We start from the raw sequence: 26,677 nt of genomic DNA on the forward strand, positions 1-26,677 counted from the left end.
ACGGTCAGGCCTCCGTTCCGGTGCTCTCAGCCGGAGCGGCGGCGGGAGCCTCGGCCTTGGGGGCCTCGGCGCCGGCAGCCTGCTGCGGCTTGCGACCGCGCCGCTCGCCACCGCGGCCACCACGGGCCGGGCGGTCGGAGCCGCCGCCACCGCGAGCCGGGCGGTTACCCGCACGGGCGGCAGCGTTCTCGGCGCGGACCTCGGCGATGTTCTTGACATCGCCCTTGTAGATCCAGACCTTCACACCGATGCGGCCGAAGGTCGTCTTGGCCTCGAAGAAGCCGTAGTCCACGTTCGCGCGGAGCGTGTGCAGGGGCACGCGGCCCTCGCGGTAGAACTCCGAGCGGGACATCTCGGCGCCACCGAGGCGGCCGCCGCACTGGATCTTGATGCCCTTGGCGCCGGCCTTCATCGCCGACTGCATGCTCTTACGCATGGCGCGGCGGAAGGAGACGCGGGAGGAGAGCTGCTCGGCGACGGCCTGAGCAACCAGCTGAGCGTCCGTCTCGGGGTTCTTGACCTCGAGGATGTTCAGCTGGACCTGCTTGCCCGTGAGCTTCTCGAGGTCACCGCGGATGCGGTCGGCCTCGGCGCCACGGCGGCCGATGACGATGCCCGGACGCGCGGTGTGGATGTCCACGCGGACGCGGTCACGGGTGCGCTCGATCTCCACCTTGGAGATACCGGCGCGCTCCATGCCGGACGTCATCATCCGACGGATGGCGACGTCTTCCTTGACGTAGTCCTTGTACAGCTTGTCGGCGTACCAACGGGACTTGAAGTCCGTGGTGATGCCGAGCCGGAACCCATGCGGGTTTACCTTCTGGCCCATTACCGGGTTCCTTCCTTGCTGCTGACGACCACGGTGATGTGGCTGGTCCGCTTGCGGATCCGGTAGGCACGGCCCTGGGCGCGCGGCCGGAACCGCTTCAGGGTCGGACCCTCGTCGACGTACGCCTCGGAGATGAAGAGGCTGTCGGCGTCGGTGTGGTCGTAGTTGTGCGCGGCGTTGGCGATGGCGCTGTCCAGCACCTTGCCGACGGGCACTGAGGCTGCCTGCGGAGCGAATCGCAGAACAGCCTGAGCCTCCGTGGCGTCCATGCCACGGATCAGGTCCACCACTCGGCGGGCCTTCATGGGCGTGACGCGGATGTACCGCGCCTGGGCCCTGGCTTCCATGGTTGTCCCTCTCAGTTACTTACGTGTCTGAATGCGATCCGCTGCTAGCGGCGCTTCGACTTCCGGTCGTCCTTGACGTGACCCCGGAAGGTGCGCGTCGGCGAGAACTCGCCGAGCTTGTGGCCGACCATCGACTCGGTGACGAACACCGGGATGTGGGTCTTGCCGTTGTGCACCGCGAGCGTGTGGCCGAGCATGGCCGGCACGATCATGGAGCGACGGGACCAGGTCTTGATGACGTTCTTGGTGCCGGCTTCGTTCTGGGCGTCCACCTTCTTGATCAGGTGGTCGTCGACGAAGGGCCCCTTCTTGAGACTACGCGGCATCTAAACCCGCTCCTAGCGCTTCTTGTTCGTCTTGCGGCGGCGGACGATGTACTTGTTCGAAGCCTTCTTCGGCGAACGAGTACGACCCTCCTTCTGACCCCAGGGGCTGACCGGGTGGCGACCACCGGAGGTCTTGCCCTCACCACCACCGTGGGGGTGGTCAACCGGGTTCATCGCCACACCGCGAACGGTCGGGCGGACGCCCAGCCAGCGCTTGCGGCCGGCCTTACCCCAGTTGATGTTGCTCTGCTCGGCGTTGCCGACCTCGCCGACGGTGGCGCGGCAGCGCACGTCGACCAGGCGGATCTCACCGGAGGGCATGCGCAGGTGGGCCATCTGGCCCTCCTTCGCGAGCAGCTGCACGGAGGCACCGGCGGAGCGGGCGAACTTGGCGCCGCCACCCGGACGGAGCTCGATCGCGTGGATCGTGGTACCGACCGGGATGTTGCGGAGCGCCAGGTTGTTGCCCGGCTTGATGTCGGCCCCGGGACCGTTCTCGACGCGGTCACCCTGCTGCAGGTTGCGCGGGGCGAGGATGTAGCGCTTCTCGCCGTCGGCGTAGTGCAGCAGCGCGATGCGCGCGGTGCGGTTGGGGTCGTACTCGATGTGCGCGACCTTCGCCGGCACGCCGTCCTTGTCGTGACGACGGAAGTCGATCACGCGGTAGGCGCGCTTGTGTCCGCCACCCTGGTGGCGAACGGTCACACGACCGGCGTTGTTACGGCCGCCCTTGCTGTGCAGCGGGCGGACCAGCGACTTCTCCGGCGTGGACCGCGTGACCTCGACGAAGTCGGCGACGCTGGAGCCACGACGGCCCGGCGTAGTCGGCTTGTACTTGCGGATTCCCATTTCTCAGTCCTCGTCCGATATCGGACGATCCGACCCGCTTACGCGGTCGGACCGCCGAAGATGTCGATACGGTCGCCCTCGGCGAGGGTCACGATCGCGCGCTTGCTGTCCGCACGCTTGCCGAAGCCCGTCTTGGTCCGCTTGCGCTTGCCCTGACGGTTGATCGTGTTGACCCCGGTGACCTTGACCGAGAAGACCGCCTGGACGGCTTCCTTGATCTGGGTCTTGTTGGCACGCGGGTCGACGATGAACGTGTACTTGCCCTCGTCGAGGAGCGCGTAGCTCTTCTCGGAGACGACCGGCTTGAGCAGCACGTCACGGGGGTCCGTGATCGACTTGCTCAGCGGGGTCTCGACGGTGTTCTTGCCCTCCGTGGCGTGGCGACGCGCCTTGGCGACGCGGGCGGCCTTGGCGGCCTTGGCCGCCTTGGAGGCAATGGCGGGGTGACGGATAGCCATCAGGCCTCGCTCCCTTCGGTGTCATTGGCCTTCGGGCCGGACACGAAGGACTCGAAGGCGGCCTGGGTGAAGACCACGTCGTCCGAGACGAGAACGTCGTACGTGTTCAGCTGGCCCGGCTCCAGGATGTGGACCTGGGGCAGGTTGCGGGCGGACAGCCACGCGGCCTCGTCGGCACGCTCGACGACCAGGAGCAGGTTCTTGCGCTCCGAGATCTTGCCGAACAGCGACTTCGCGGCCTTCGTCGAGGGGGTCTCACCCTCGATGACGCCGGAGACGACGTGGATGCGGTTGTTGCGGGCCCGGTCGGTGAGGGCGTGGCGCAGGGCCGCGGCCTTCATCTTCTTCGGGGTCCGCTGCGAGTAGTCACGCGGCACGGGACCGTGCACGACGCCACCACCGGCGAACTGCGGCGCGCGGGTCGAGCCCTGACGGGCGCGACCGGTGCCCTTCTGGCGGTAAGGCTTCCTGCCACCGCCACGGACTTCGCCGCGGGTCTTGGTCTTGTGCGTGCCCTGGCGGGCAGCGGCCAGCTGTGCGACGACGACCTGGTGAAGCAGCGGGACGCTGATCTTCTCTACGTCGAAAATCTCCGCAGGGAGCTCGACGGTACCGGCCTTGTCGCCCGCCGGCGAAAGGATGTCAACAGTGCTCATCGGTTACCTCAGGCCCCCTTGGCCGCGGTGCGGACCAGGACGAGGCCGCCGTTCGGACCGGGAACCGCGCCCTTGATGAGCAGCAGGCCCTTCTCCGCGTCAACGGCGTGGACGGTCAGGTTCTGGGTGGTGACCCGCTCGTTGCCCATGCGACCCGCCATGCGGAGGCCCTTGAACACACGGCCCGGGGTGGCGCAGCCACCGATGGAACCGGGAGAGCGGTGCTTGCGCTGGGTGCCGTGACCGGCGCCGAGGCCCTTGAAGTTGTGACGCTTCATGACACCGGCGAAGCCCTTGCCCTTGCTCTTGCCGGTGACGTCGACCTTCACGCCGGCCTCGAAGACCTCGGCCGTGACTTCCTGGCCGAGCGTGTACTCGGAGGCGTCAGCGGTGCGGATCTCGACGAGGTGACGACGGGGGGTGACGTCGGCCTTGGCGAAGTGACCCTTGAGGGGCTTGTTCACCTTGCGCGGGTCGATCTCGCCGAAGGCGATCTGGACCGACTCGTAGCCGTCGACGTCGTTCGTACGCACCTGGGTCACGACGTTGGGGCCGGCCTTGACGACGGTGACGGGAACAACACGGTTGTTCTCGTCCCACACCTGCGTCATGCCGAGCTTCTCGCCCAGGATGCCCTTGATCTGCTTAGCCATTCTCAGATCACCGACCCTCAGAGCTTGATCTCGATGTCGACACCGGCCGGGAGGTCGAGTCGCATCAGAGAGTCAACGGTCTTGGGAGTCGGGTCGAGGATGTCGATCAGGCGCTTGTGCGTACGCATCTCGAAGTGCTCGCGCGAGTCCTTGTACTTGTGCGGCGACTTGATGACGCAGTACACGTTCTTCTCAGTGGGCAGCGGCACCGGGCCCGCGACCGACGCACCAGTGCGAGTCACCGTCTCGACGATCTTCTTCGCCGAAGAGTCGATGACCTCGTGGTCGTAGGCCTTGAGCCGGATGCGGATCTTCTGTCCCGCCATGGCTACTCAGTAGTCCTTTGTCTCGTAACGCTCTGGAACCCGGTGTTCCTGTCCCTCACTCTCCGCCCCACGCGGTCGGGCGTGTCGCGCTCCCGCTGACACAGATGTCCCTTGTTCGAACATCCCTGCTGGGAATGCACACGGTCCTTCCGGAACCGCAGGCCGAGGGCGAGAAGCCCACCGGGCGCCTGGTCGGTGCCGCACCACACTTCCCGGAAGATTCCCGTACGTCCGCCCCAGCGCTGCCTTGCGGCAGTTAAGGCGACGAGTACCGTGGGACTTGCTTCCAGTCCTCCCGGCGGGAGGCGCGCAGCATCAACACTCGACCGAGCAACTCCGACAGTCTGCCATATGGGGCAGCCGCCTGGCCAATCGAGCCGGAGACAATACCCCGGGAGTGACGCAGGTCAAACACCGGCGGCCCGGAGCCCCGCGGGCAGAGCCGTCAGAGCCACTCCCCCTCGTCGCCCTCCACGCCCTCGCCGCGGTCGCGCACCACCACGACCAACTGGACCGGCGCTTCGGTGTCGTCGTGCTTGACACCGGCCAGCAGGACCTTGTCGGAGAGCAGCCAGGCGGTGTGGTCGATGTAGTCCGCGCCGTCGGTCAGATCCTCGTCGGAGCTTTCCAGCCGGGCCCCCAGGGCGCCGGATTCCAGCTGGGCGGCGATGCGCGGAAGTTCGGCCGAGGCGGTGTCGTACAGGTCGTCGAGGTAGGTGTCCGGGTCCGGCCACTCCTCCTCGACCTCCCGGTACCAGAGCGTGAACTCAACCTGCACGGACGGCCCGTCGCCCTGGATCCACGCGTGCGCGTCCTCGCGCCGCCAGGTCGTCGCCCATTCCTTCGCCGGATTCCTGCGCTCGCCCGTCCAGCCCGCCGCCTCGAGCACCGCGGCCGCCGCGGGGCCGGTGAGTTCGTCGAGTTCGGACAGTCGACCCACTTCCGCGCTTACGTCAACCATTTACTCATTCCGCTCATACCATTGCCGGGCACATGAAAGACCGCCAGCGTACCATTTGCCATTGCCTCCGGGAAATGCGTGCCGAGCACTTCTCGGAAATGCGCCGCACCCGCTTCATTCGATATGGCATAGCGCACGCCTTTCCCGCCGAGTTCTTCATTCAGCTTCAGCAGCTTGGCGGCCTGGTCGGTGATTTTCTGCTCCTTGTAGAAGGAGCTTTCGGGGTTGTAGGCGGACTTGGCCCACTCGCTCTCCCGTCCGCCGGTGAACTTCGCCTCCATGATCCAGCCGTTCGTGGGGCCGCCGTCCACATGGACTTCCCGGCCGTTGGAGAGCTTCCAGATCTGCTCGTAGTCCACGCCGGACACGACCCGCTGGTACCTGAACGAGGGGCGCTTGAGCATCTTGTCGGTCAGCCAGGCGAGCCCCTTGAAGGTGGGGCAGGTCTGCAGACCCAGCGGGTCGGACCAGACCAGCGGATTGACCACGTACGCGTAGTGGTCGGGGCCCGCGGCGAGCCCGAGGGGGTCGGGCGAGAGGTACCGGGAGGTGTACGGGTCGTAGTAGCGGAAGCAGTTGTAGTGGAGTTCGCTCTCGGTGTCGACGTACTGGCCGGGGAACCGAAGCCGACAGGATTCTTCCGATTCGGAGAATTCCCATGGTTCTCCCCACAGGCTCGATCTGTTCTTCCAGACCGCCGCGCCTTCCGGGGAAAGCAATTCACGGGGACTGCCCGCGAGATCGCTCACGATGAGCCGGAATCTCCGGTCCACCTCGTCCTGCGGAGCGTCGCGGAGCCATTCACGGGTGCTCTGCGCCACCGGGCGATGACTGTCGGGGGCGTACTCCCAGGTGACGCTGGTACGGTCACCGGCTCCGCGGTCGTGTATCTCCTCCGCCAGTCGGCTGCCGTCCCAGACGAAGAAGACGGCCTCAGCGACTTCCCCGGCGGAATCCAGGCGTTCCTTCGATATCCGGCGCCCGAGGGGGTCGTAGGCGTAGCGCCAGGTCGTCCCGTCCGGGGTGACCAGACCCGTCAGCCGGTCCTCCGCGTTCCAGCTGTACGTCCAGGTCTTACGCCGGCCCGACAGCGTTCTCCGGGTACGGCGGACCACCCGGCCCTGGGCGTCGTACTCGTAGCCGGTCCGTCCCGCCTGCCTCAGCCGGTTGCCGGAGTACTCGAACCGCTGCTCGGGTTCCTCACCGGCACCGTCCGGCCGCTCCCGGCCGGAGGCGACCAGCCGGCCGCCGGTGTCGTAGGCGTAGTGCTCGGTCCCCGACCGTGCCCCGACCGCGACGGGCCGGCCCACCGCGTCCAGGGCGTAGCGCGTGCTGCCGTCCAGGGCGTCGATCTCCTCGACGGGGCCGGTGGGGCCGTGGACGTACTCACGGTCGACGAAGGCCGCCTCCGTGACGACGGTCTGCCGACGCATGCGGTGCAGCCCGTCCCAGGTCTGCCGCACCGCCGGCCGGTCGCCGAGCCTGATCTCCGTCTCCCGGCCCGCGGCGTCGTGGGTGAAGTGCAGGGCGTGGTCGAAGGCCGCGAGCTCCCGGGGCTGTCCGTCGGGGGTGTAGGACCAGTTGCTCAGCGCTCCGGAGGGGGTGACGCGGGCCGTGCGGCGGCCGGCCAGGTCGTAGCGGAAGCTGCTGGTCCGTCCGTTGACGGTCTCCTCCGTGACCCGCCCGTACTCGTCGTGCGCGAAGGTGAGGTGGACGCCGGGCGAGCGGGCCTCCGCCAGCAGCCCGGCCTCGTCGTACCGGAACACCGTGGTGGCGTCCCCGGCTCGCTTCTCGACGACGTTGCCGACCACGTCACGCAGGTACTCGACCGTCTCTCCGGCGCCGTTGACCTGCCGGACCAGCCGGCCCACCTCGTCGCGCACGTAGCCGATCCGGCGCCCGTCGAAGTCCCGCTCCGCGACCAGGTGGCCCGCCGCGTCGTAGGTGTAGGTCCAGGTGAGCCCGTGCGCGTCGGTGACGCAGGTGAGCCGCAGCTCGGTGTCGTGCGCGAAGCGCAGGGTGGCGCCCGCGGGGTCGGTCCTGCTCACCAGGAGGTCGAAGTGGGAGTACGTCGACACGGTCGTCGCCCCGGCGGCGTCCGTGTACGCGAGGAGGTTGCCCTCCGCGTCCCAGGTCCAGGACTCCCTGCTGCCGTCGGCCGCGACCCGCTCCCTCCGCCTGCCCTCCGGCGTACAGGAGATCCGGGTGATGCCGCCCAGCGGATCCGTCACGGTGTCGACGCGGCCGAACGCGTCCCGGGTGTACTCGACGGCCGCACCGGTGGCACTCGTGACCCGCACCGGCAGGCCGGCGGCGTTCGGCACCAGGGACACCGTCGCCCCCAGGGGATCGGTGATGGCGACAAGGGCGCCCGCGGGGCCGTACCGGAAGGCGGTCTCGGCGCCTCCCGGCTCCACCACGGACGTACGGTTCCCGCGCTCGTCGTAGGCGTAGGTGCGCACGGCCCCGTCGCCACCGACGGTCCTGACCGGCAGGTGCCACTGGTTGTACTCGGCACTGGCCCGGCGGCCGTCGGGGCCGGTGATCGACGTGACGTTGCCGGCGTCGTCGTAGGTGTACGTCGTCTCCCGTCCCACCGGGTCGGTCTGCTTGAGGAGCCGGCCGTGCCGGTCCCACGCGAGCGACTCCCGGCGGCCCAGGGGGTCGGTCACCCGGACGAGTTGCAACAGCTCGTTGTACTCGTACCGGAGGGAATGTCCGAGCGAGTTCGTGTAGGTCGTGCGGCGCCGGGCGGTGTCGTAGCCGATCACGCAGTCGAGGTAGCCGTCGGCGCCCTGCCCCGCCACGCAGCGGTCCGCGCCGTCGTAGGTGAACCGGTACCAGCTGCCGTTGCGGTCGGTCCAGGAGACGACACGTGCCCGGTCGTCGTAGGTGAGCCGGAGCGGCAGTCCTGAGGAGTTGTGGATCTCGGTGAGGTTCCGGTCCGCCGAGTACGCGTACCGACGCACCGTCGTCGTGCCGTCAGCCGCGGCACGGTCGCGCAGCCGCAGCCCCGTCACCAGGCCGTCCGCCGTGTCGACCTCGATGTGGTACCCGCCGGAGTGCCGTACCGCGACCGGGGTGCCGTCGGCGCCCCGGTCAATGTCGATGCGGTTGTCGTTGCGGTCCGTGATGGCGGACAGGGCCAGGGTGTACGGCATGTCCGGCAACGGCTCGGTGACCACCGCGAAGTGACGTGTGACGCCGAGGGCGGGGTCGTGGACGCGCAGGGTGCCGTGGTGCGGCCCCTCCCACTCCAGCGGCCAGCGGGGGCCCTCCAGCGGCATGGTGGGCTCACCGGGGGCGGGCACGGGATAGGCGAGGATCATGCCGTCCTCGGCGGCGAACAGCACACCCTGGTCGTCGAGTTCGACGCGCTCGTCGAGCGTGGACGCCCATGACCTGCCGAACCAGCGTCCTTCCCGGTACGTGGAGATATGGGTGCGCTTCAGCGCCAGCGCCAGGACCCCGGGCAGTTCGACGTCCGTGTCGTACATCAGCATCTCGCCGGTGACCATGTCGATGGGGTCACCGCCCGGGCAGCGCCCCGCGAGCGCCTTGGCTCGCTTCACGAGGCTGCCCGCACCGCCTCTGAGCGACCTGCCGAGCCCCTTGACGCCCGCCGCCATGCCCTTGAGCCCGACCTTCCCGGCGGCTTTGAGGCCCTTGGCGAGCCCGCCGAGGGTGGTGAGCCCCTTCATACCCGGTATGCAGTCCAGCGCGGCCAGCCCCACATCCCATAGGGACGCCCGGCCCTGCGAATACTTGTAGAGCGTGTCCGCAAGCACCACGAGCGCGGCCACCAGCACGATCGCAGCCAGGATCGGCCCCCCGATGATCAGCGCGATCACACCCACCACCGCCACGACGACCTTGCACACCGCGACGATCGTGTCCCAGTTGTCGACGAACCAGTCCCCGATGTCCTCCCACCACGACCGGTTCTGAATCCCCGCGTCCGACGCCTCATCAATCTTCGTCTTCGCGGTCCTGGCCGCCTCCTCACGCATCTTGCGCGCGTCCTCGGCCATCTTCTTCGCCGCATCCAACGCACCCTGCGCATCCGCCACATCACCACGGGCGGTCGCCTGCGCGGACTCCGCCTGCTGGACGTCCCGCGTCGCCGCACGGACCTTCGCCTCATCCGGCTTATCCGCCGCCCTACTGCCCGTGGGATCGTCCTTGTACTTGTCGGCTTCCTTCCCCGCCCGCGTCACCCACGAATCAGCCGTCGACAGCCGCGACTTGGCCGACGCCAGATCCGACCGAGCCTCCCGCCCCCGCGCCAGCGCCCGGTCCGCCAACGCCTGCGCCCGCTCCAGCTTCGGCCAGTAATCCGCCAGCGCATCACCGCACAACTCGTACGACGACTTCAGCTTCTTCAGATTCTTCGGCACATCGGCGAAGTCCTCCTTGAAGACATCAGCCGACTTACCCGCCCACTCCGCGAGCGTGCCCTCCCCCGCCATCCCCTTCACCAGACGCAACGCATCCGACACGTCATCCGCGAAGTCATGCAACTTCTTCGCCAGCTGCCGCACCTGCTGCGGATCCCCCGGCACCGGATCACCCTCCAGATCCAGGACATGCCAATCCGTGGGCCGATGCCCCGCCATACCGCAACCCCCGTCACGTACGCACCACCAACAACCGTATGCACACGGGAACATACGGCAAAGGGGCCCGTACGACCGAAGTCGTACGGGCCCCTTCAAGGAGCTCAGCTATACGGCTGGAGCTACCAGGTCAATCAACAAGCTTACTTGTTGATCTTGGTGACCTGGCCGGCGCCCACGGTCCGGCCACCCTCACGGATGGCGAACTTCAGGCCCTCCTCCATGGCGACGGGCTGGATGAGCTCAACCTTCATCTCAGTGTTGTCGCCCGGCATGACCATCTCCGTGCCCTCGGGGAGGGTCACAACGCCCGTCACGTCCGTCGTACGGAAGTAGAACTGCGGACGGTAGTTGTTGAAGAACGGCGTGTGGCGGCCACCCTCGTCCTTGGACAGGATGTAGGCCTGCGCCTCGAACTCGGTGTGCGGGGTGACCGAGCCCGGCTTGATGATGACCTGGCCGCGCTCGACGTCCTCGCGCTTGATGCCACGGAGGAGCAGACCGACGTTCTCACCGGCCTGGCCCTCGTCGAGCAGCTTGCGGAACATCTCGATACCGGTGACCGTGGTGGTGGTCTTGTCCTGCTTGATGCCGATGATGTCAACGGTCTCGTTGACCTTCAGGACACCACGCTCGATACGGCCGGTGACGACCGTACCGCGACCGGTGATCGTGAAGACGTCCTCGACGGGCATGAGGAACGGCTTGTCGACGTCACGCTCGGGGGTCGGGATCGCCTCGTCGACGGCGGCCATCAGGTCCAGGACCGACTGGCCCCACTCCTTGTCGCCCTCGAGCGCCTTGAGCGCCGAGACCTTGACGACCGGCAGGTCGTCGCCCGGGAACTCGTACTCGGAGAGGAGCTCACGGACCTCGAGCTCGACGAGCTCCAGGATCTCCTCGTCGTCCACCATGTCGGCCTTGTTCAGGGCGACGACGATGTACGGAACGCCGACCTGGCGGGCCAGGAGCACGTGCTCCTTGGTCTGCGGCATCGGGCCGTCGGTGGCGGCGACCACGAGGATGGCGCCGTCCATCTGGGCAGCACCCGTGATCATGTTCTTGATGTAGTCCGCGTGACCGGGGCAGTCGACGTGGGCGTAGTGACGCGTCTCCGTCTGGTACTCGACGTGCGCGATCGAGATGGTGATACCGCGCTGGCGCTCCTCAGGAGCCTTGTCGATCTGGTCGAAGGCCGAGGCCTCGTTCAGGTCCGGGTACGCGTCGTGCAGCACCTTGGTAATGGCGGCCGTGAGGGTCGTCTTACCGTGGTCGATGTGACCGATGGTGCCGATGTTGACGTGCGGCTTAGTCCGCTCGAACTTCGCCTTCGCCACGGGGGTCCTCCTGGGAGTGGTTCTGGTACGCCTTACTTCATCGGCGCCAGGTGATCTTTGCTGGAAAGTCCGGGGTCCTGGGACAAACACCTGCTTTTACGGGTGTTTGCCCCCTGAGGCTCCGGAGTCAAGCCTAAAGCGTGCGAACGCGGTGCGTTACTCGCCCTTGGCCTTCGCGATGATCTCCTCGGCGACGTTCCGCGGAACCTCGGCGTAGGAGTCGAACTGCATGGAGTAGCTGGCCCGGCCGGACGTCTTGCTGCGCAGGTCGCCGACGTAACCGAACATCTCCGAGAGGGGCACGAGGCCCTTCACGACGCGGGCACCGGCCCGCTCCTCCATGGCCTGGATCTGGCCACGGCGGGAGTTGATGTCACCGATGACCTCACCCATGTAGTCCTCGGGCGTGGTGACCTCTACGGCCATCATCGGCTCGAGGAGCACAGGGCTGGCCTTGCGCGCGGCCTCCTTGAAGGCCTGCGATCCGGCGATCTTGAACGCGAGCTCGGAGGAGTCGACCTCGTGGTAGGCACCGTCGAGAAGCGTGACGCGGACGCCCGTCATCTCGTACCCGGCGAGGATGCCGAACTGCATGGCCTCCTGCGCACCGGCGTCGACCGAAGGGATGTACTCCTTCGGGATACGACCACCGGTCACCTTGTTCACGAACTCGTACGAGGCGTCGCCGCCCTCGATCGGCTCGATCGCGATCTGCACCTTCGCGAACTGACCGGTACCACCGGTCTGCTTCTTGTGGGTGTAGTCCACGCGCTCGACGGCCTTGCGGATCGTCTCACGGTAGGCGACCTGCGGCTTACCAACGTTGGCCTCGACCTTGAACTCACGGCGCATACGGTCGACCAGCACCTCGAGGTGCAGCTCGCCCATACCGCCGATGATGGTCTGGCCGGTCTCCTCGTCCGAGTGAACCTGGAAGGAGGGGTCCTCCTCCGCGAGACGCTGGATGGCGACACCCAGCTTCTCCTGGTCACCCTTGGACTTGGGCTCGATGGCGACCTGGATGACCGGCGCCGGGAAGTCCATGGACTCCAGGATCACCGGGGCCTTGTCGTCGCACAGCGTCTCACCGGTCGTGGTCTGCTTCAGACCCATCACGGCGATGATGTCGCCGGCGCCCACCGCGTCGATCTCCTCACGCTTGTTCGCGTGCATGCGGTAGATCTTGCCGATGCGCTCCTTCTTGCCCTTGACGGAGTTCAGCACCGAGGTGCCGGACTCCAGGCGGCCCGAGTAGACCCGGACGAAGGTGAGCTTGCCGAGGTGCGGGTCGCTCATGATCTTGAACGCAAGGGCGGACAGCGGCTCGTCCTCGGACGGCTTGCGCTTGACGACCAGCTCGGGGTCCTTCACGTCGTGGCCCTCGATGGCCTCGACGTCGAGCGGGGTCGGCAGGTAGCGCACGACCGCGTCGAGCAGGGGCTGGACGCCCTTGTTCTTGAACGCGGTGCCGCAGAACACCGGGGTGACCGTGGTGTCGCTGGACTTGCCGGACGCGATGGTGATGCGACGGATCGCGGCGTACAGCTGCTCCTCGGTGGGCTCCTGGCCCTCCAGGTACAGCTCCATGATCTCTTCGTCGTTCTCGGCGACGCCCTCGATCAGCTTGCCGCGGTACTCCTCGGCAGCCTCGGTGTGCGTGGCCGGGATGTCGACGACGTCGTACATCTCGCCCTTGGCGGCCTCGGCGGACCACACGAGCGCCTTCATGCGGACCAGGTCCACGACGCCCTTGAAGTCGGCCTCGGCACCGATCGGAAGCTGCATGACCAGCGGCTGCGCACCGAGGCGGTCCGAGATCATGTCGACGCAGCGGTGGAACTCCGCGCCGGTCCGGTCCAGCTTGTTGACGAAGCAGATGCGCGGCACGCCGTAACGGTCGGCCTGACGCCACACCGTCTCGGACTGCGGCTCGACACCGGCGACACCGTCGAACACCGTCACGGCACCGTCGAGCACACGCAGGGAGCGCTCCACCTCAACGGTGAAGTCGACGTGCCCCGGGGTGTCGATGATGTTGATGGTGTAGTCGTTGTCCTCGAGCGGCCAGTGGCAGGTGGTCGCAGCAGACGTGATCGTGATGCCACGCTCCTGCTCCTGCTCCATCCAGTCCATGGTGGCAGCGCCGTCGTGGACTTCACCGATCTTGTACGAAACGCCGGTGTAGAACAGGATCCGCTCGGTGGTGGTCGTCTTGCCCGCGTCGATGTGGGCCATGATGCCGATGTTGCGCACCTTGGCCAGGTCAAGCGAAGTGGTAGCCATAAGGCTTCAGTCTTCTCTCGGTCTCGATGTGGACTGCGACTACCAGCGGTAGTGCGCGAAGGCCTTGTTGGACTCGGCCATCTTGTGCGTGTCCTCGCGCTTCTTCACAGCGGCACCGAGGCCGTTGGAGGCGTCGAGGAGCTCGTTGAGCAGACGCTCGGTCATGGTCTTCTCGCGACGGGCGCGGGAGTAACCGACCAGCCAGCGCAGCGCCAGCGTGTTGGCGCGGCCGGGCTTGACCTCGACCGGCACCTGGTAGGTGGCGCCACCGACGCGGCGGGACTTGACCTCGAGGGTCGGCTTGATGTTCTCCAGAGCGCGCTTCAGCGTGATGACCGGGTCGTTGCCGGTCTTCTCGCGCAGGCCCTCCATGGCGCCGTAGACGATGCGCTCGGCGGTGGAGCGCTTGCCGTTCAGCAGCACCTTGTTGATGAGGGAGGTCACCAGAGGAGAACCGTAGACCGGGTCGATGATGACCGGGCGCTTCGGGGCGGGGCCCTTACGAGGCATTCTTACTTCTCCTTCTTGGCGCCGTAGCGGCTGCGGGCCTGCTTGCGGTTCTTGACACCCTGGGTGTCAAGCGAACCTCGGATGATCTTGTAGCGAACACCCGGCAGGTCCTTCACACGGCCACCACGCACGAGCACGATGGAGTGCTCCTGCAGGTTGTGTCCCTCACCCGGAATGTAAGCGGTGACCTCGATCCCGCTGGTCAGACGCACACGCGCGACCTTACGCAGGGCCGAGTTCGGCTTCTTCGGGGTGGTCGTGAACACACGCGTGCAGACGCCGCGACGCTGAGGAGAACCCTCGAGTGCGGGCGTCTTGTTCTTCTCGACCTTGTCCTGCCGGCCCTTCCGGACCAGCTGCTGGATCGTAGGCACTACTTCTCCGGTTTCTGTGTGCCGAATGGTGAAGCTAACCTGGAACGTCTCCGACCCACGCGGTCGGGTGTGTCGAATCCGGCGGACTCCCGCCGCAAGGCGAAAAGAGCACAGATTACGGTGGCCACTCACAGCTCGCTATGCGGTTTGAAGGCACGCACGAGAGCCAGGGCACACCCCAGGCACAAGGTCTGAGCGTACCTACCTCATTCGCTGCGGTCAAAACAAATGAGGCCCGCTCACATCTCGGCACGTGTCATGTCAAGACCGTCCGCCGCGATTGATCTTCGAATCCACGAGATCGATCGTCGGGCTCTACGCTCCGGACACGGCCGCGGCCACCATCAGCAGCGTCAGCACGAGCACCCAGCCGGCCGTGGACAGCCAGCCGAGCACCAGCCCGGTCAGCGCCAGCGCGTCACCGCCCTCGCCGGTCCGCCGGATCTCGGCGCGGGCCGAGTGCCCCAGGACGACCGCCGGTATGCCGGTGAGCCCGAAGCTGACCAGACACAGCAGCCCGCACACGCCCGCCCCGACCGCCTTCCCGTTGGTCCGCGGCCGCGGTACGGCGTAATAGGGCGCCGGGTGCGGTACGGCCAGGAAGGGCACCGGCTGCGGCACAGGGCCGTTGGGCAGGTCGGCGACCAGCAGACCCAGCTCCCCCACCGTACGGGCGGCATACGCCCGCGCAACCCGCTTCTCGAACTCGGGCTGCTCCATCCGCCCCTCGCCGAACCCCGCCCTCAGCACATCCACGGCACGCTCACGGTCGGCGTGCGAGGCGAGCATCGAAGAACTGCCGCCCTGCCAGGACGGCCACACCGGTTGCGTCATGGAGCACCTCCCCGTACCGGCCGGAGTTCCTCCATCATGCGCCGAACCGGCATTCCCGGCACAGGGTGCGGCCCCGGAGAAAACCCGGAGACACCCCCGAGCAGCAGAGCAGGGCGAAGGTGATGGCGCCCGGCGGCGCTCAGGGAAGGTCGAACTCGCCCTCGGCCGTGGGCACCACGTCGGAGGGCGTGCCCGGCGTCGGCGCGGTGGTGCTCGGCCCGACGGGCGCCTCGGAGGTAGTGGTCCCCCCTCCCGTCGCCTCCCCGGAGACGGGGGCGGTGACGGTGGACCCGTCCTCCATCGTGAAGGTCAGCTCCCCGCTGTAGGGGCCCGCCTCGGTCGGAGTGACCTGGAAGATCACATCGCAGCCCTCCGGCGGCACCTCGCCCAGGCACTTCTGGATGAACGCGAGCTCCGCGCCGTCGATCTCCCCCGTGACCCCCTGCAGCGGCTTGGGCTTCTCCCCGCTCGACCCCACGACGTGCACCTCCCCCCGGGTGGACTCCCCCACCTCGGTCCGCGGGAGCTTGACCGCCGTCCCGGAACCGCCCCGCGAGTCACTGCCCGGGAAGATCGAGGCCGGCCGGTCCTTCTCCGCGTCCCCGGTCGCCGCCGTGCCGTTCTCCTCGGCCCCCGTGGGCCGCGTCCGCTCCTGGCCCGGGTCGGCGCCCTCGCCGCCGCCCCCGCAGGCCGCCAGCACCGCCGTCATCGCCGCTGCGGCGAACAGCCTGACCATCGCTGACGTCATGTCGCCTCCGCTTCCACCGGGCCGGGTCCGGGCCAACCTCGCACAGCGGCAGGGCGACCGGTGCGGACCCGCCGGGCGGCACCGCACGATCACTCGCACGCCGGGCTCGAACACGCCGAAGGGCGGCCACCCGTGTGGGTGGCCGCCCTTCGCCTCAAGCGACTCGCTTACTGGTTGTACGGACCGTAGTCGTAGTCCTCCAGCGGAACGGCCTGGCCGGAGCCGGTGCCGAACGGCGAGTAGTCGATGTCGTCGTAGCCGACGGCCGAGTACATCGCGGCCTTGGCCTCCTCGGTCGGCTCGACCCGGATGTTGCGGTAGCGGGACAGACCCGTACCGGCCGGGATGAGCTTACCGATGATGACGTTCTCCTTGAGGCCGATGAGCGAGTCGGACTTGGCGTTGATCGCCGCATCCGTGAGGACTCGCGTCGTCTCCTGGAAGGACGCCGCCGACAGCCAGGACTCCGTGGCCAGCGAGGCCTTGGTGATACCCATGAGCTGCGGACGACCGGAGGCCGGGTGACCGCCCTCCTGGACCACACGACGGTTCTCGGTCTCGAACTTCGAGCGCTCGACCAGCTCGCCGGGCAGCAGCTCGGCGTCGCCGGACTCGATGATCGTCACCCGGCGCAGCATCTGCCGGATGATGATCTCGATGTGCTTGTCGTGGATCGACACACCCTGCGAGTTGTAGACCTTCTGGACCTCGCCGACCAGGTGGACCTGGACGGCACGCTGACCCAGAATGCGCAGCACGTCGTGCGGGTTGGTGGCACCCACGGTGAGCTGCTGGCCCACCTCGACGTGGTCGCCCTCGCGGACCAGGACCTTGGCACGCTTGGAGATCGGGAACGCCGTCTCGTCGCTGCCGTCGTCCGGGGTGACGACGATCTTCTTGGTCTTCTCGGTCTCCTCGATCCGCACGCGGCCGGAGGCCTCGGAGATCGGGGCGACACCCTTCGGCGTACGGGCCTCGAAGAGCTCGACGACACGGGGCAGACCCTGGGTGATGTCGTCACCGGCCACACCACCGGTGTGGAAGGTACGCATCGTCAGCTGGGTACCGGGCTCACCGATGGACTGGGCGGCGATGATGCCGACCGCCTCACCGATGTCGACCAGCTTGCCGGTGGCCAGCGAGCGGCCGTAGCACATGGCGCAGGTGCCCACCTGGGACTCGCACGTGAGGATCGAGCGGGTCTTGACCTCCTCGACACCGTGGTGCACGAGCTGGTCGATGAGCACGTCACCCAGGTCCACGTTGGCCGGCGCGATCACCTTGCCGTCGATGACGACGTCCTCGGCGAGCATGCGGGCGTAGACGCTGGTCTCGACGTCGTCCGTCTTGCGCAGGACGCCGTCCGCGCCGCGCACGGCGATCTTCAGCTTCAGACCGCGCTCGGTGCCGCAGTCCTCCTCGCGGATGATCACGTCCTGCGAGACGTCCACCAGACGACGGGTCAGGTAACCCGAGTCGGCGGTACGCAGGGCGGTGTCCGCCAGACCCTTACGGGCACCGTGCGTGGAGATGAAGTACTCCAGCACGGACAGGCCCTCACGGAAGGACGCCTTGATCGGACGCGGGATGGTCTCGTTCTTCGCGTTCGACACCAGACCACGCATACCGGCAATCTGACGCATCTGCATCATGTTGCCTCGTGCACCCGAGTTCACCATCATGAAGATCGGGTTGGTCTTCGGGAAGTTGTCGTTCATCGCCTCGGCGACCTCGTTGGTCGCCTTGGTCCAGATCGCGATGAGCTCCTGCGTGCGCTCGTCCTTGGTGATCAGACCGCGCTCGTACTGCTTCTGGACCTTCTCGTCCTGCGCCTCGTAGCCCTTGACGATCTCCTTCTTCGCCTCGGGAACGACGACGTCGGAGATGGCCACGGTGACACCGGAACGGGTCGCCCAGTAGAAGCCGGACGCCTTCAGGTTGTCCAGCGTCGCCGCCACGATGACCTTGGGGTAGCGCTCGGCGAGGTCGTTGACGATCTCGGAGAGCTGCTTCTTGCCGACCTCGTAGTCGACGAACGGGTAGTCCTCGGGCAGCAGCTCGTTGAAGAGCGCGCGGCCCAGGGTCGTCCGCAGCCGGAACGAGTCGCCCTGCTGCCACTCCGGCTCGCCCTCCTCCCGCACCGGCGGCATCCAGCCACGCGGCGGGATGGTGCCCACCGGGAAGCGGATGTCGATCGGCGACTGGAGCGAGAGCTCGCCCGCGTCGAACGCCATGATCGCCTCGGCGACGGACGCGAAGGAGCGGCCCTCACCCTTGACGTTCCGCATCTCACCGTCGGTGGTGAGGAAGAACAGACCGAGGACCATGTCCTGGGTCGGCATCGTCACCGGACGGCCGTCGGCGGGCTTGAGGATGTTGTTCGAGGACAGCATCAGGATGCGGGCCTCGGCCTGCGCCTCCGCGGACAGCGGCAGGTGCACGGCCATCTGGTCACCGTCGAAGTCCGCGTTGAACGCGGTGCAGACGAGCGGGTGGATCTGGATGGCCTTGCCCTCGACCAGCTGCGGCTCGAAGGCCTGGATGCCGAGGCGGTGCAGGGTGGGGGCACGGTTCAGCAGCACCGGGTGCTCGGCGATGACCTCTTCGAGGACGTCGTACACGACGGTGCGGCCGCGCTCCACCATGCGCTTGGCGCTCTTGATGTTCTGCGCGTGGTTCAGGTCGACCAGGCGCTTCATCACGAACGGCTTGAAGAGCTCCAGCGCCATGGCCTTGGGCAGACCGCACTGGTGCAGCTTCAGCTGCGGGCCGACGACGATGACGGAACGCGCCGAGTAGTCGACTCGCTTGCCGAGCAGGTTCTGCCGGAAACGACCCTGCTTGCCCTTCAGCATGTCGCTGAGGGACTTCAGCGGGCGGTTACCGGGACCGGTGACCGGGCGACCACGACGACCGTTGTCGAAGAGGGCGTCAACGGCCTCCTGAAGCATGCGCTTCTCGTTGTTGACGATGATCTCCGGAGCGCCCAGGTCGAGCAGGCGCTTCAGACGGTTGTTGCGGTTGATCACCCGGCGGTACAGGTCGTTCAGGTCGGAGGTCGCGAAGCGGCCACCGTCCAGCTGCACCATCGGGCGAAGGTCCGGCGGGATGACCGGGACGCAGTCGAGGACCATGCCCTTGGGGCTGTTGGAGGTCTGCAGGAAGGCAGACACGACCTTCAGCCGCTTCAGCGCACGGGTCTTCTTCTGGCCCTTGCCGGTACGGATGATCTCGCGGAGCCTCTCGGCCTCCTCCTCGAGGTCGAAGGACTCCAGGCGCTTCTGCAGCGCCGCGGCACCCATCGAGCCGTCGAAGTAGGTACCGAAGCGGTCCCGCAGCTCGCGGTAGAGCAGCTCGTCGCCCTCGAGGTCCTGGACCTTGAGGTTCTTGAACCGGGTCCACACCTCGTCGAGACGGTCGATCTCGCGCTGCGCACGGTCGCGCAGCTGCTTCATCTCCCGCTCGGCACCTTCGCGCACCTTGCGGCGCACGTCGGCCTTGGCGCCCTCGGCCTCCAGCTCGGCCAGGTCCGACTCGAGCTTCTTGGCGCGGGCCTCGAGGTCGGCGTCGCGCCGGTTCTCGACCTGCTGCCGCTCGACGGAGACGTGCGCCTCCAGGGAGGGCAGGTCGCGGGTGCGGCGCTCCTCGTCGACGTACGTGATCATGTACGCCGCGAAGTAGATGACCTTCTCGAGGTCCTTCGGAGCCAGGTCCAGCAGGTAGCCGAGGCGCGACGGGACGCCCTTGAAGTACCAGATGTGCGTGACCGGGGCGGCCAGCTCGATGTGGCCCATCCGCTCCCGGCGCACCTTGGCGCGGGTCACCTCGACGCCGCAGCGCTCACAGATGATGCCCTTGAAGCGGACACGCTTGTACTTGCCGCAGTAGCACTCCCAGTCCCGGGTCGGACCGAAGATCTTCTCGCAGAAGAGTCCGTCCTTCTCGGGCTTGAGGGTGCGGTAGTTGATGGTCTCGGGCTTCTTGACCTCGCCGTGGCTCCACTGACGGATGTCGTCAGCGGTGGCCAGACCGATCCGGAGCTCATCGAAGAAGTTGACGTCGAGCACTATGCGTCAATCCCTCTCAGGGTTGTAAGTCTTAGGGGTCTGATACGGGGGTCCTGGGGCCGGCGGCCTTCTGGTGAAGGCCGCCGAACTCCCGTCAGACCTCTTCGACGCTGCTCGGCTCGCGCCGGGACAGGTCGATGCCGAGCTCCTCCGCCGCGCGGAAGACGTCCTCGTCGGTGTCACGCATTTCGATGGACATACCGTCGCTGGACAGCACCTCCACGTTGAGGCAGAGAGACTGCATCTCCTTGATGAGCACCTTGAAGGACTCGGGGATGCCGGGCTCGGGGATGTTCTCGCCCTTGACGATGGCCTCGTAGACCTTCACGCGGCCGGTGACGTCGTCGGACTTGATGGTCAGCAGCTCCTGGAGGGCGTACGCGGCGCCGTAGGCCTCGAGGGCCCACACCTCCATCTCGCCGAACCGCTGGCCACCGAACTGAGCCTTACCACCCAGCGGCTGCTGGGTGATCATCGAGTACGGGCCGGTCGACCGGGCGTGCAGCTTGTCGTCGACCAGGTGGTGGAGCTTGAGGATGTACATGTAGCCGACCGAGATCGGCTCCGGGAAGGGCTCACCCGAGCGGCCGTCGAACAGCCGCGCCTTGCCGGTCGGGAGCACCATGCGCTCGCCGTCGCGGTTCGGGACGGTGTGCTGCAGCAGACCCGCGAGTTCGTCCTCACGCGCACCGTCGAAGACCGGGGTGGCGACGTTGGTGCCGGGGGCGACACTGTCGGCGCCGATGGCCTGCAGACGCTGGGCCCACTCGTCGGCGAGGCCGGAGACGTCCCAGCCGCGGCTGGCGAGCCAGCCGAGGTGGATCTCCAGAACCTGTCCCGGGTTCATTCGGGACGGCACACCGAGCGGGTTGAGGATGATGTCGACCGGGGTCCCGTCCTCGAGGAACGGCATGTCCTCGATGGGCAGGATCTTGGAGATGACGCCCTTGTTGCCGTGGCGGCCGGCGAGCTTGTCACCGTCGGTGATCTTGCGCTTCTGCGCGACGTAGACGCGCACCAGCTGGTTCACACCGGGGGGAAGCTCGTCGCCCTCCTCGCGGTCGAAGACACGGACGCCGATGACCTTGCCGATCTCGCCGTGCGGGACCTTCAGCGAGGTGTCACGGACCTCACGGGCCTTCTCACCGAAGATCGCGCGCAGCAGGCGCTCCTCGGGGGTCAGCTCGGTCTCGCCCTTGGGCGTGACCTTGCCGACGAGGATGTCGCCGGCGACGACCTCGGCACCGATCCGGATGATGCCGCGCTCGTCGAGGTCGGCGAGGACCTCCTCGGAGACGTTCGGGATGTCCCGGGTGATCTCCTCGGGGCCGAGCTTGGTGTCACGGGCGTCGACCTCGTGCTCCTCGATGTGGATCGAGGAGAGGACGTCGTCCTGCACGAGGCGCTGCGACAGGATGATCGCGTCCTCGTAGTTGTGACCCTCCCACGGCATGAACGCGACCAGCAGGTTCTTGCCGAGCGCCATCTCGCCGTTCTGGGTGGCCGGGCCGTCGGCCAGGACCTGGCCCTCGATGATCCGGTCGCCCTCGTTGACGATGACCTTCTGGTTGACCGAGGTGCCCTGGTTGGAGCGGGCGAACTTGGCCAGGCGGTACGTGATGTACGTGCCGTCGTCGTTGGCGGTGGTGATGTAGTCCGCGGAGACCTCCTGGACCACACCGGCCTTCTCGGCCTTGACCACGTCGCCGGCGTCGACCGCGGAGCGGTACTCCATGCCGGTGCCGACGAGCGGGGACTCGCTCTTGATGAGCGGCACGGCCTGACGCATCATGTTCGCGCCCATGAGGGCACGGTTGGCGTCGTCGTGCTCCAGGAAGGGGATCATGGCGGTCGCGACCGACACCATCTGGCGCGGCGAGACGTCCATGTAGTCCACGTCGTCACCGGCGACGTAGTCGACCTCGCCGCCACGGCGGCGGACCAGGACGCGGTTCTCGGCGAAGCGCATGTCATCGGTGAGCGTGGCGTTGGCCTGCGCGATGACGAAGCGGTCCTCCTCGTCGGCGGTCAGGTAGTCCACCTCGTCGGTGACCTGGCCGTCGACGACCTTGCGGTACGGGGTCTCGACGAAACCGAACGCGTTGACCCGGCCGTAGGAGGCCAGCGAACCGATCAGACCGATGTTCGGGCCTTCGGGCGTCTCGATCGGGCACATACGGCCGTAGTGAGACGGGTGCACGTCACGGACCTCGAAGCCGGCCCGCTCACGGGAGAGACCACCCGGGCCAAGAGCCGACAGACGGCGCTTGTGGGTGAGACCCGACAGCGGGTTGTTCTGGTCCATGAACTGCGACAGCTGGCTGGTGCCGAAGAACTCCTTGATGGAGGCGACGACCGGCCGGATGTTGATCAGGGTCTGCGGCGTGATCGCCTCGACGTCCTGAGTCGTCATCCGCTCACGGACGACTCGCTCCATACGCGCCAGACCCGTACGGACCTGGTTCTGGATGAGCTCGCCGACGCTGCGCAGACGACGGTTGCCGAAGTGGTCGATGTCGTCGGTCTCGACGACGATCGTGCCGCCGCTGTCACCGGTGGTCTCGGTCTCGCCGGCGTGCAGCTTCACCAGGTACTTGATCGTCGAGATGATGTCCTCGACGGTCAGGATGCCCGCGTCCAGCGGAGCGTCCGCACCCAGCTTCTTGTTGACCTTGTACCGGCCGACCTTGGCGAGGTCGTAGCGCTTCGGGTTGAAGTAGAGGTTCTCCAGAAGCGTCTGCGCGGCCTCACGGGTGGGGGGCTCGCCCGGACGCAGCTTGCGGTAGATGTCGAGCAGCGCGTCGTCCTGGCCCTGGGTGTGGTCCTTCTCCAGGGTGGCGCGCATGGACTCGTACTCGCCGAACTCCTCCAGGATCTGCTCGGTGGTCCACCCGAGAGCCTTGAGCAGGACGGTGACGGACTGCTTGCGCTTGCGGTCGATGCGGACACCGACCATGTCGCGCTTGTCGATCTCCATCTCCAGCCAGGCACCCCGGGACGGGATGATCTTGGCCGAGAAGATGTCCTTGTCGGACGTCTTGTCGATGGAGGAGTCGAAGTAGACGCCGGGCGAGCGGACCAGCTGGGACACCACGACACGCTCGGTGCCGTTGATGACGAAGGTGCCCTTGTTGGTCATGAGCGGGAAGTCGCCCATGAAGACCGTCTGGGACTTGATCTCGCCGGTCTCGTTGTTGGTGAACTCAGCCGTCACGAAGAGCGGGGCAGCGTACGTGAAGTCGCGCTCCTTGCACTCGTCGATGCTGTTCTTCGGCGGTTCGAAGCGGTGGTCGCGGAACGTCAGCGACATCGACCCGGAGAAGTCCTCGATCGGGGAGATCTCCTCGAAGATCTCCTCCAGACCGGACTTGGTGGGGACGTCCTGACCGGACTCCAGAGCCGCCTCGACCCGACTCTGCCAGGCGGAGTTCCCGAGCAGCCAGTCAAAGCTCTCGGTCTGCAGCGCGAGCAGGTTGGGAACCTCGAGGGGCTCCTTGATCTTTGCAAAGGAGATGCGCAGCGGGGCGGTGCTGGCGCCGTTGTTCGTATTCGCGGTCGAGGCAGTGCGCGAGGCGGCCAAGAGGGGGTCCTTCCGAGGGCTCGGACTCACTACGCGCGTACCGGCCCCTCACTCCGGGGCGCAGAGACAGATTCCCCTTTTTGGCTGTTTGGCCAGGTCAGGGATGGTCCGGTCGTCTGTGCTCGGGCGAGGGCATGCCCCTGGTGACGGGCAGGGGACAGCTAACAGGCAGCGCAAAGGGTCAGTGTAGCCAGTTGGCACACTGATGTCCAGTGCGGGTTGTTCGCGACCCTCGTTGTCCTCAACGCCCTCGTTCTCAACGCCCTCGGCATGCACGCCCTCGATGCACGTTCATACTGCCCTCTTCGCCGTCGATCCATGCCTCGGATTCGGATCGTTGTGACGACGCGTCCTGAGAATTGCGCGCTGCGTGCGGTTCGTCAAGGCCCCCCTTGGCAGAACCGGGGGCGTCCGGAGACACGACGAAGATCACCATACCCCTCGTGACCTGAGGCGCAAGGCAACCGCGGCCGCCCCTCCGGGAACGCAGAAGAGCGACCACCCGGATGGATGATCGCTCTTCGGTGCGCTCGCGTTACAGCCCTGCCGGACCGCAATCAGCTCGCTCGGATCCGTACGGATCCGGTGAGGTGTTACTTGACCTCGACGGAGGCGCCGGCGCCCTTGAGGGACTCGGCGGCCTTCTCGGCGGCGTCCTTGGCGACCTTCTCGAGGACGGGCTTCGGGGCGCCGTCCACGAGGTCCTTGGCCTCCTTCAGGCCGAGCGAGGTCAGCTCACGCACGACCTTGATGACCTGGATCTTCTTGTCGCCCGCACCGGTGAGGATGACGTCGAACTCGTCCTTCTCCTCCTCGACGGCGGCGGCCGGGGCACCCGGGGCGCCGGCGGCGGCAACGGCGACCGGGGCCGCGGCGGTGACGTCGAACTTCTCCTCGAACGCCTTCACGAACTCGGAGAGCTGGATCAGGGTCATGCCCTCGAACTCGGCGAGCAGTTCTTCCTGGGTGAGAGCCATGATGGCTTTCCTTCCACTAATTCGGCAGGTGCCGGATGTACATGACTGGCGGGCGTACGTTCGGCCCGCTACGACCGTTGCCCGTGGCCGGAGGCCTCAGGCGGCGATCATGATGCGAGCCGAATTACTCGGCACCGCCCTGCTCGTCCTGCTTGGCGCGAAGCGCGTCCACGGTGCGGACGAGCTTCGACGGGAGCGCCTGGAAGAGCGCGGCAGCCTGGGACTGCTTGCCCTTCATGGCACCCGCCAGCTTGGAGAGCAGAACCTCGCGGGACTCGAGGTCCGCAAGCTTCTTGATCTCATCGGCGGACAGCGCCTTGCCGTCAAGGACACCGCCCTTGATGATGAGATTCGGGTTGTCCTTGGCGAAGTCACGAAGACCCTTCGCCGACTCCACCGGGTCACCGGTGACGAAGGCGACAGCAGTCGGACCAGCGAAGAGCTGGTCGTCCAGCGTGATCCCGGCCTCGTTGGCCGCAATCTTGGTCAGCGTGTTCTTCACCACGGCGTACTGGGCGTTCTCACCGAGCGAACGACGCAGCGTCTTGAGCTGCGCCACGGTGAGACCGCGGTACTCGGTCAGCACGGCGGCGTTGGAGCTGCGGAACTTGTCCGTCAGCTCGGCAACCGCGGCAGCCTTGTCGGGCCTCGCCATAGAGCCTCGGCCTCCTTCCGGGTGATTCGGACCGCGCGGACCCGAAGGAGGACTGGGGAAAACGAAACGCCCCGGCGCAGGCGCTCGGGGCGTGACTCGACCGTCATGAAGATCCATGCGGGAGCAACTTCCACAATCACCTGCGCGGGTCGTCCGCAGTTCAGCGGATCCTTCGGCCACCGCGCCCTCGAACGAGCGCACGGCAACGACCAGCGGTCTTTGGCTTCTGGAAGAGAGTACGTGACCGGATCGCCGTGAAGCAAATCCGGTCATACGGCGCTCAGCTCTCGCCGAGGTCCTTCATCATCTCGGCCAGGTCGACGGTGTCCTCGGCGGGCGGGGCCTGCACGGTCACCGGCTCGTTGTAGTCGAGGAAGGTGATGGTCAGATCGAGCGGGCCCTTGTTGGCGGCGCCCTTCATCCGGAACTGCTTGGTGTGGTCCTCGCCGTCGACCCACATGTCCATCGTGAGCTTGTCGACGCCCATGTCCGCGTACTGCTCGATGCTCTTCTCACGCTTCTCGCGCGTGGCCTTGTCCTCGTCCTTGAGCGAGTCGCGGAGCGCGTCGAGGGTGACGGTGCCCCGGTAGTGGGTCGTCTCGACGCCATCGACCTTCTCGGTGCCGATCTCCCGCACGTCCTTGGCGCCGGTGAGGAACGTGGAGTCGGCCGCGGGGTTCTGCTCGGCCCGGCCGGCGGCGGGGTTTCCCCCTCCGCCGAGCGCGTCCTCGCCGAGCGCGGACATGTCCAGCTTCATCCAGGCCTTGCCGTCCATCTCCTTGGCCATCTCGGCGTTCCCGCCGATGTACATGGCCTTGTCGACGAGCCGGATCTCGGCGGAGCCGTCCGCCCCCTCGTCAAGGGCGGTGATCTTCATGCTCATGGCCAGGGTGGGCTTCATGCGCATGGAGGCCTCGGCCTTGACCCGCCCCTGCTCCGGCACCTCGCCCGTCATGCGGTACCGCAGCGAGGTGATGTCGTCGGAGTTCTTGGCGGCCTTGGCCACGGCCGCCGCGGGCGACATCTTCGGCGACTCCTCGCCCTTGCCGCAGCTCACCGCGCCGGCGGCGAGGGCCACGGCGGCGAGCCCGGCACCGATCGTCCGAGCGCGCGCGGAACGTCGTACAGAAGGCCCCGTCATCGATTCCCCCCAAGGAACACATGAGCGATTCACAGCGAAGCGGTGAGCCTAACCGATGGCGGTGCGAGCGGTCGCTTGAATTGCGCCGGAACAGGAACGGGCCCCGCACCTGGGAAGGTGCGGGGCCCGTAGCCGACTTCAGCGAGC

The 26,677-nt window shown here is 67.1% G+C and carries 21 protein-coding genes; all 21 read right to left on the minus strand.

Translation table 11 applies throughout. From position 1 onward, the window contains the following. Positions 1–4 precede the first annotated feature (4 nt). Positions 5–832, minus strand: a complete 828-nt coding sequence (gene rpsC / locus ACWD11_RS02840) for a 30S ribosomal protein S3 (protein ID WP_250070974.1) — start codon at positions 830–832, stop codon at positions 5–7. Beyond that, positions 832–1,179 (minus strand): 50S ribosomal protein L22, encoded by a 348-nt coding sequence (rplV, locus tag ACWD11_RS02845; protein ID WP_003974262.1) that lies wholly within the window; start codon positions 1,177–1,179, stop codon positions 832–834. Before rplV ends, rpsC begins: the two co-directional genes overlap by 1 nt. A 44-nt stretch (positions 1,180–1,223) precedes the next feature. Next, positions 1,224–1,505 (minus strand): 30S ribosomal protein S19, encoded by a 282-nt coding sequence (rpsS, locus tag ACWD11_RS02850; protein WP_003992359.1) that lies wholly within the window; start codon positions 1,503–1,505, stop codon positions 1,224–1,226. 12 nt (positions 1,506–1,517) lie between these two features. Then, positions 1,518–2,354: a 50S ribosomal protein L2 gene (gene rplB / locus ACWD11_RS02855; RefSeq protein ID WP_059192905.1), complete on the minus strand. Its 837-nt coding sequence runs from the start codon at positions 2,352–2,354 to the stop codon at positions 1,518–1,520. Between the two features lie 38 nt (positions 2,355–2,392). After that, entirely contained in the window at positions 2,393–2,812 is a 420-nt protein-coding gene (gene rplW / locus ACWD11_RS02860) for a 50S ribosomal protein L23 (RefSeq protein WP_389415426.1), read from the minus strand. Beyond that, positions 2,812–3,468, minus strand: a complete 657-nt coding sequence (rplD, locus tag ACWD11_RS02865) for a 50S ribosomal protein L4 (RefSeq protein ID WP_389415427.1) — start codon at positions 3,466–3,468, stop codon at positions 2,812–2,814. The genes rplW and rplD overlap by 1 nt, the downstream gene beginning before the upstream one ends. A gap of 8 nt (positions 3,469–3,476) precedes the next feature. After that, on the minus strand, positions 3,477–4,121 hold the full coding sequence (gene rplC / locus ACWD11_RS02870; protein WP_062706771.1) for a 50S ribosomal protein L3: 645 nt from the start codon (positions 4,119–4,121) through the stop codon (positions 3,477–3,479). 17 nt (positions 4,122–4,138) lie between these two features. Then, a complete protein-coding gene (rpsJ, locus tag ACWD11_RS02875) occupies positions 4,139–4,447 on the minus strand; it encodes a 30S ribosomal protein S10 (RefSeq protein ID WP_003948644.1) in 309 nt (102 codons plus the stop codon). Positions 4,448–4,892: 445 nt separating this feature from the next. After that, positions 4,893–5,408: a hypothetical protein gene (locus ACWD11_RS02880; protein WP_451280861.1), complete on the minus strand. Its 516-nt coding sequence runs from the start codon at positions 5,406–5,408 to the stop codon at positions 4,893–4,895. Next, positions 5,396–10,024, minus strand: a complete 4,629-nt coding sequence (locus ACWD11_RS02885) for a DUF6531 domain-containing protein (RefSeq protein WP_451280862.1) — start codon at positions 10,022–10,024, stop codon at positions 5,396–5,398. The genes ACWD11_RS02880 and ACWD11_RS02885 overlap by 13 nt, the downstream gene beginning before the upstream one ends. A 143-nt stretch (positions 10,025–10,167) precedes the next feature. Then, positions 10,168–11,361 carry an elongation factor Tu gene (gene tuf / locus ACWD11_RS02890; RefSeq protein ID WP_217237702.1) on the minus strand — a complete coding sequence of 398 codons (1,194 nt, stop codon included), beginning with the start codon at positions 11,359–11,361 and terminating at the stop codon, positions 10,168–10,170. A gap of 156 nt (positions 11,362–11,517) precedes the next feature. Then, positions 11,518–13,644, minus strand: a complete 2,127-nt coding sequence (gene fusA / locus ACWD11_RS02895) for an elongation factor G (protein ID WP_250070966.1) — start codon at positions 13,642–13,644, stop codon at positions 11,518–11,520. A 39-nt stretch (positions 13,645–13,683) separates the two neighbouring features. After that, positions 13,684–14,154 (minus strand): 30S ribosomal protein S7, encoded by a 471-nt coding sequence (gene rpsG / locus ACWD11_RS02900; RefSeq protein ID WP_003998848.1) that lies wholly within the window; start codon positions 14,152–14,154, stop codon positions 13,684–13,686. Between the two features lie 2 nt (positions 14,155–14,156). Then, a complete protein-coding gene (rpsL, locus tag ACWD11_RS02905) occupies positions 14,157–14,528 on the minus strand; it encodes a 30S ribosomal protein S12 (RefSeq protein WP_003948652.1) in 372 nt (123 codons plus the stop codon). Positions 14,529–14,843: 315 nt separating this feature from the next. Then, positions 14,844–15,362, minus strand: coding sequence for a DUF1707 and DUF4190 domain-containing protein (locus ACWD11_RS02910; RefSeq protein ID WP_451280865.1), 519 nt, complete (start codon positions 15,360–15,362; stop codon positions 14,844–14,846). Between the two features lie 139 nt (positions 15,363–15,501). Continuing rightward, positions 15,502–16,110, minus strand: a complete 609-nt coding sequence (locus ACWD11_RS02915) for a hypothetical protein (RefSeq protein ID WP_451280867.1) — start codon at positions 16,108–16,110, stop codon at positions 15,502–15,504. 167 nt (positions 16,111–16,277) lie between these two features. Continuing rightward, positions 16,278–20,177 carry a DNA-directed RNA polymerase subunit beta' gene (locus ACWD11_RS02920; protein WP_451280869.1) on the minus strand — a complete coding sequence of 1,300 codons (3,900 nt, stop codon included), beginning with the start codon at positions 20,175–20,177 and terminating at the stop codon, positions 16,278–16,280. 94 nt (positions 20,178–20,271) lie between these two features. Then, complete coding sequence (gene rpoB / locus ACWD11_RS02925) at positions 20,272–23,757, minus strand: DNA-directed RNA polymerase subunit beta (protein ID WP_389415433.1); 3,486 nt, start codon at positions 23,755–23,757, stop codon at positions 20,272–20,274. 593 nt (positions 23,758–24,350) lie between these two features. Then, the gene (rplL, locus tag ACWD11_RS02930) at positions 24,351–24,737 is read right to left on the minus strand and encodes a 50S ribosomal protein L7/L12 (protein ID WP_389415640.1); all 387 of its coding nucleotides are present in this window, start codon (positions 24,735–24,737) and stop codon (positions 24,351–24,353) included. A gap of 121 nt (positions 24,738–24,858) precedes the next feature. Then, on the minus strand, positions 24,859–25,389 hold the full coding sequence (gene rplJ / locus ACWD11_RS02935) for a 50S ribosomal protein L10 (protein WP_389415434.1): 531 nt from the start codon (positions 25,387–25,389) through the stop codon (positions 24,859–24,861). A 280-nt stretch (positions 25,390–25,669) separates the two neighbouring features. Then, positions 25,670–26,530, minus strand: coding sequence for a DUF1396 domain-containing protein (locus ACWD11_RS02940; RefSeq protein ID WP_451280871.1), 861 nt, complete (start codon positions 26,528–26,530; stop codon positions 25,670–25,672). Positions 26,531–26,677: the final 147 nt, after the last annotated feature.

This window comes from Streptomyces sp. NPDC002776, from assembly GCF_053592195.1.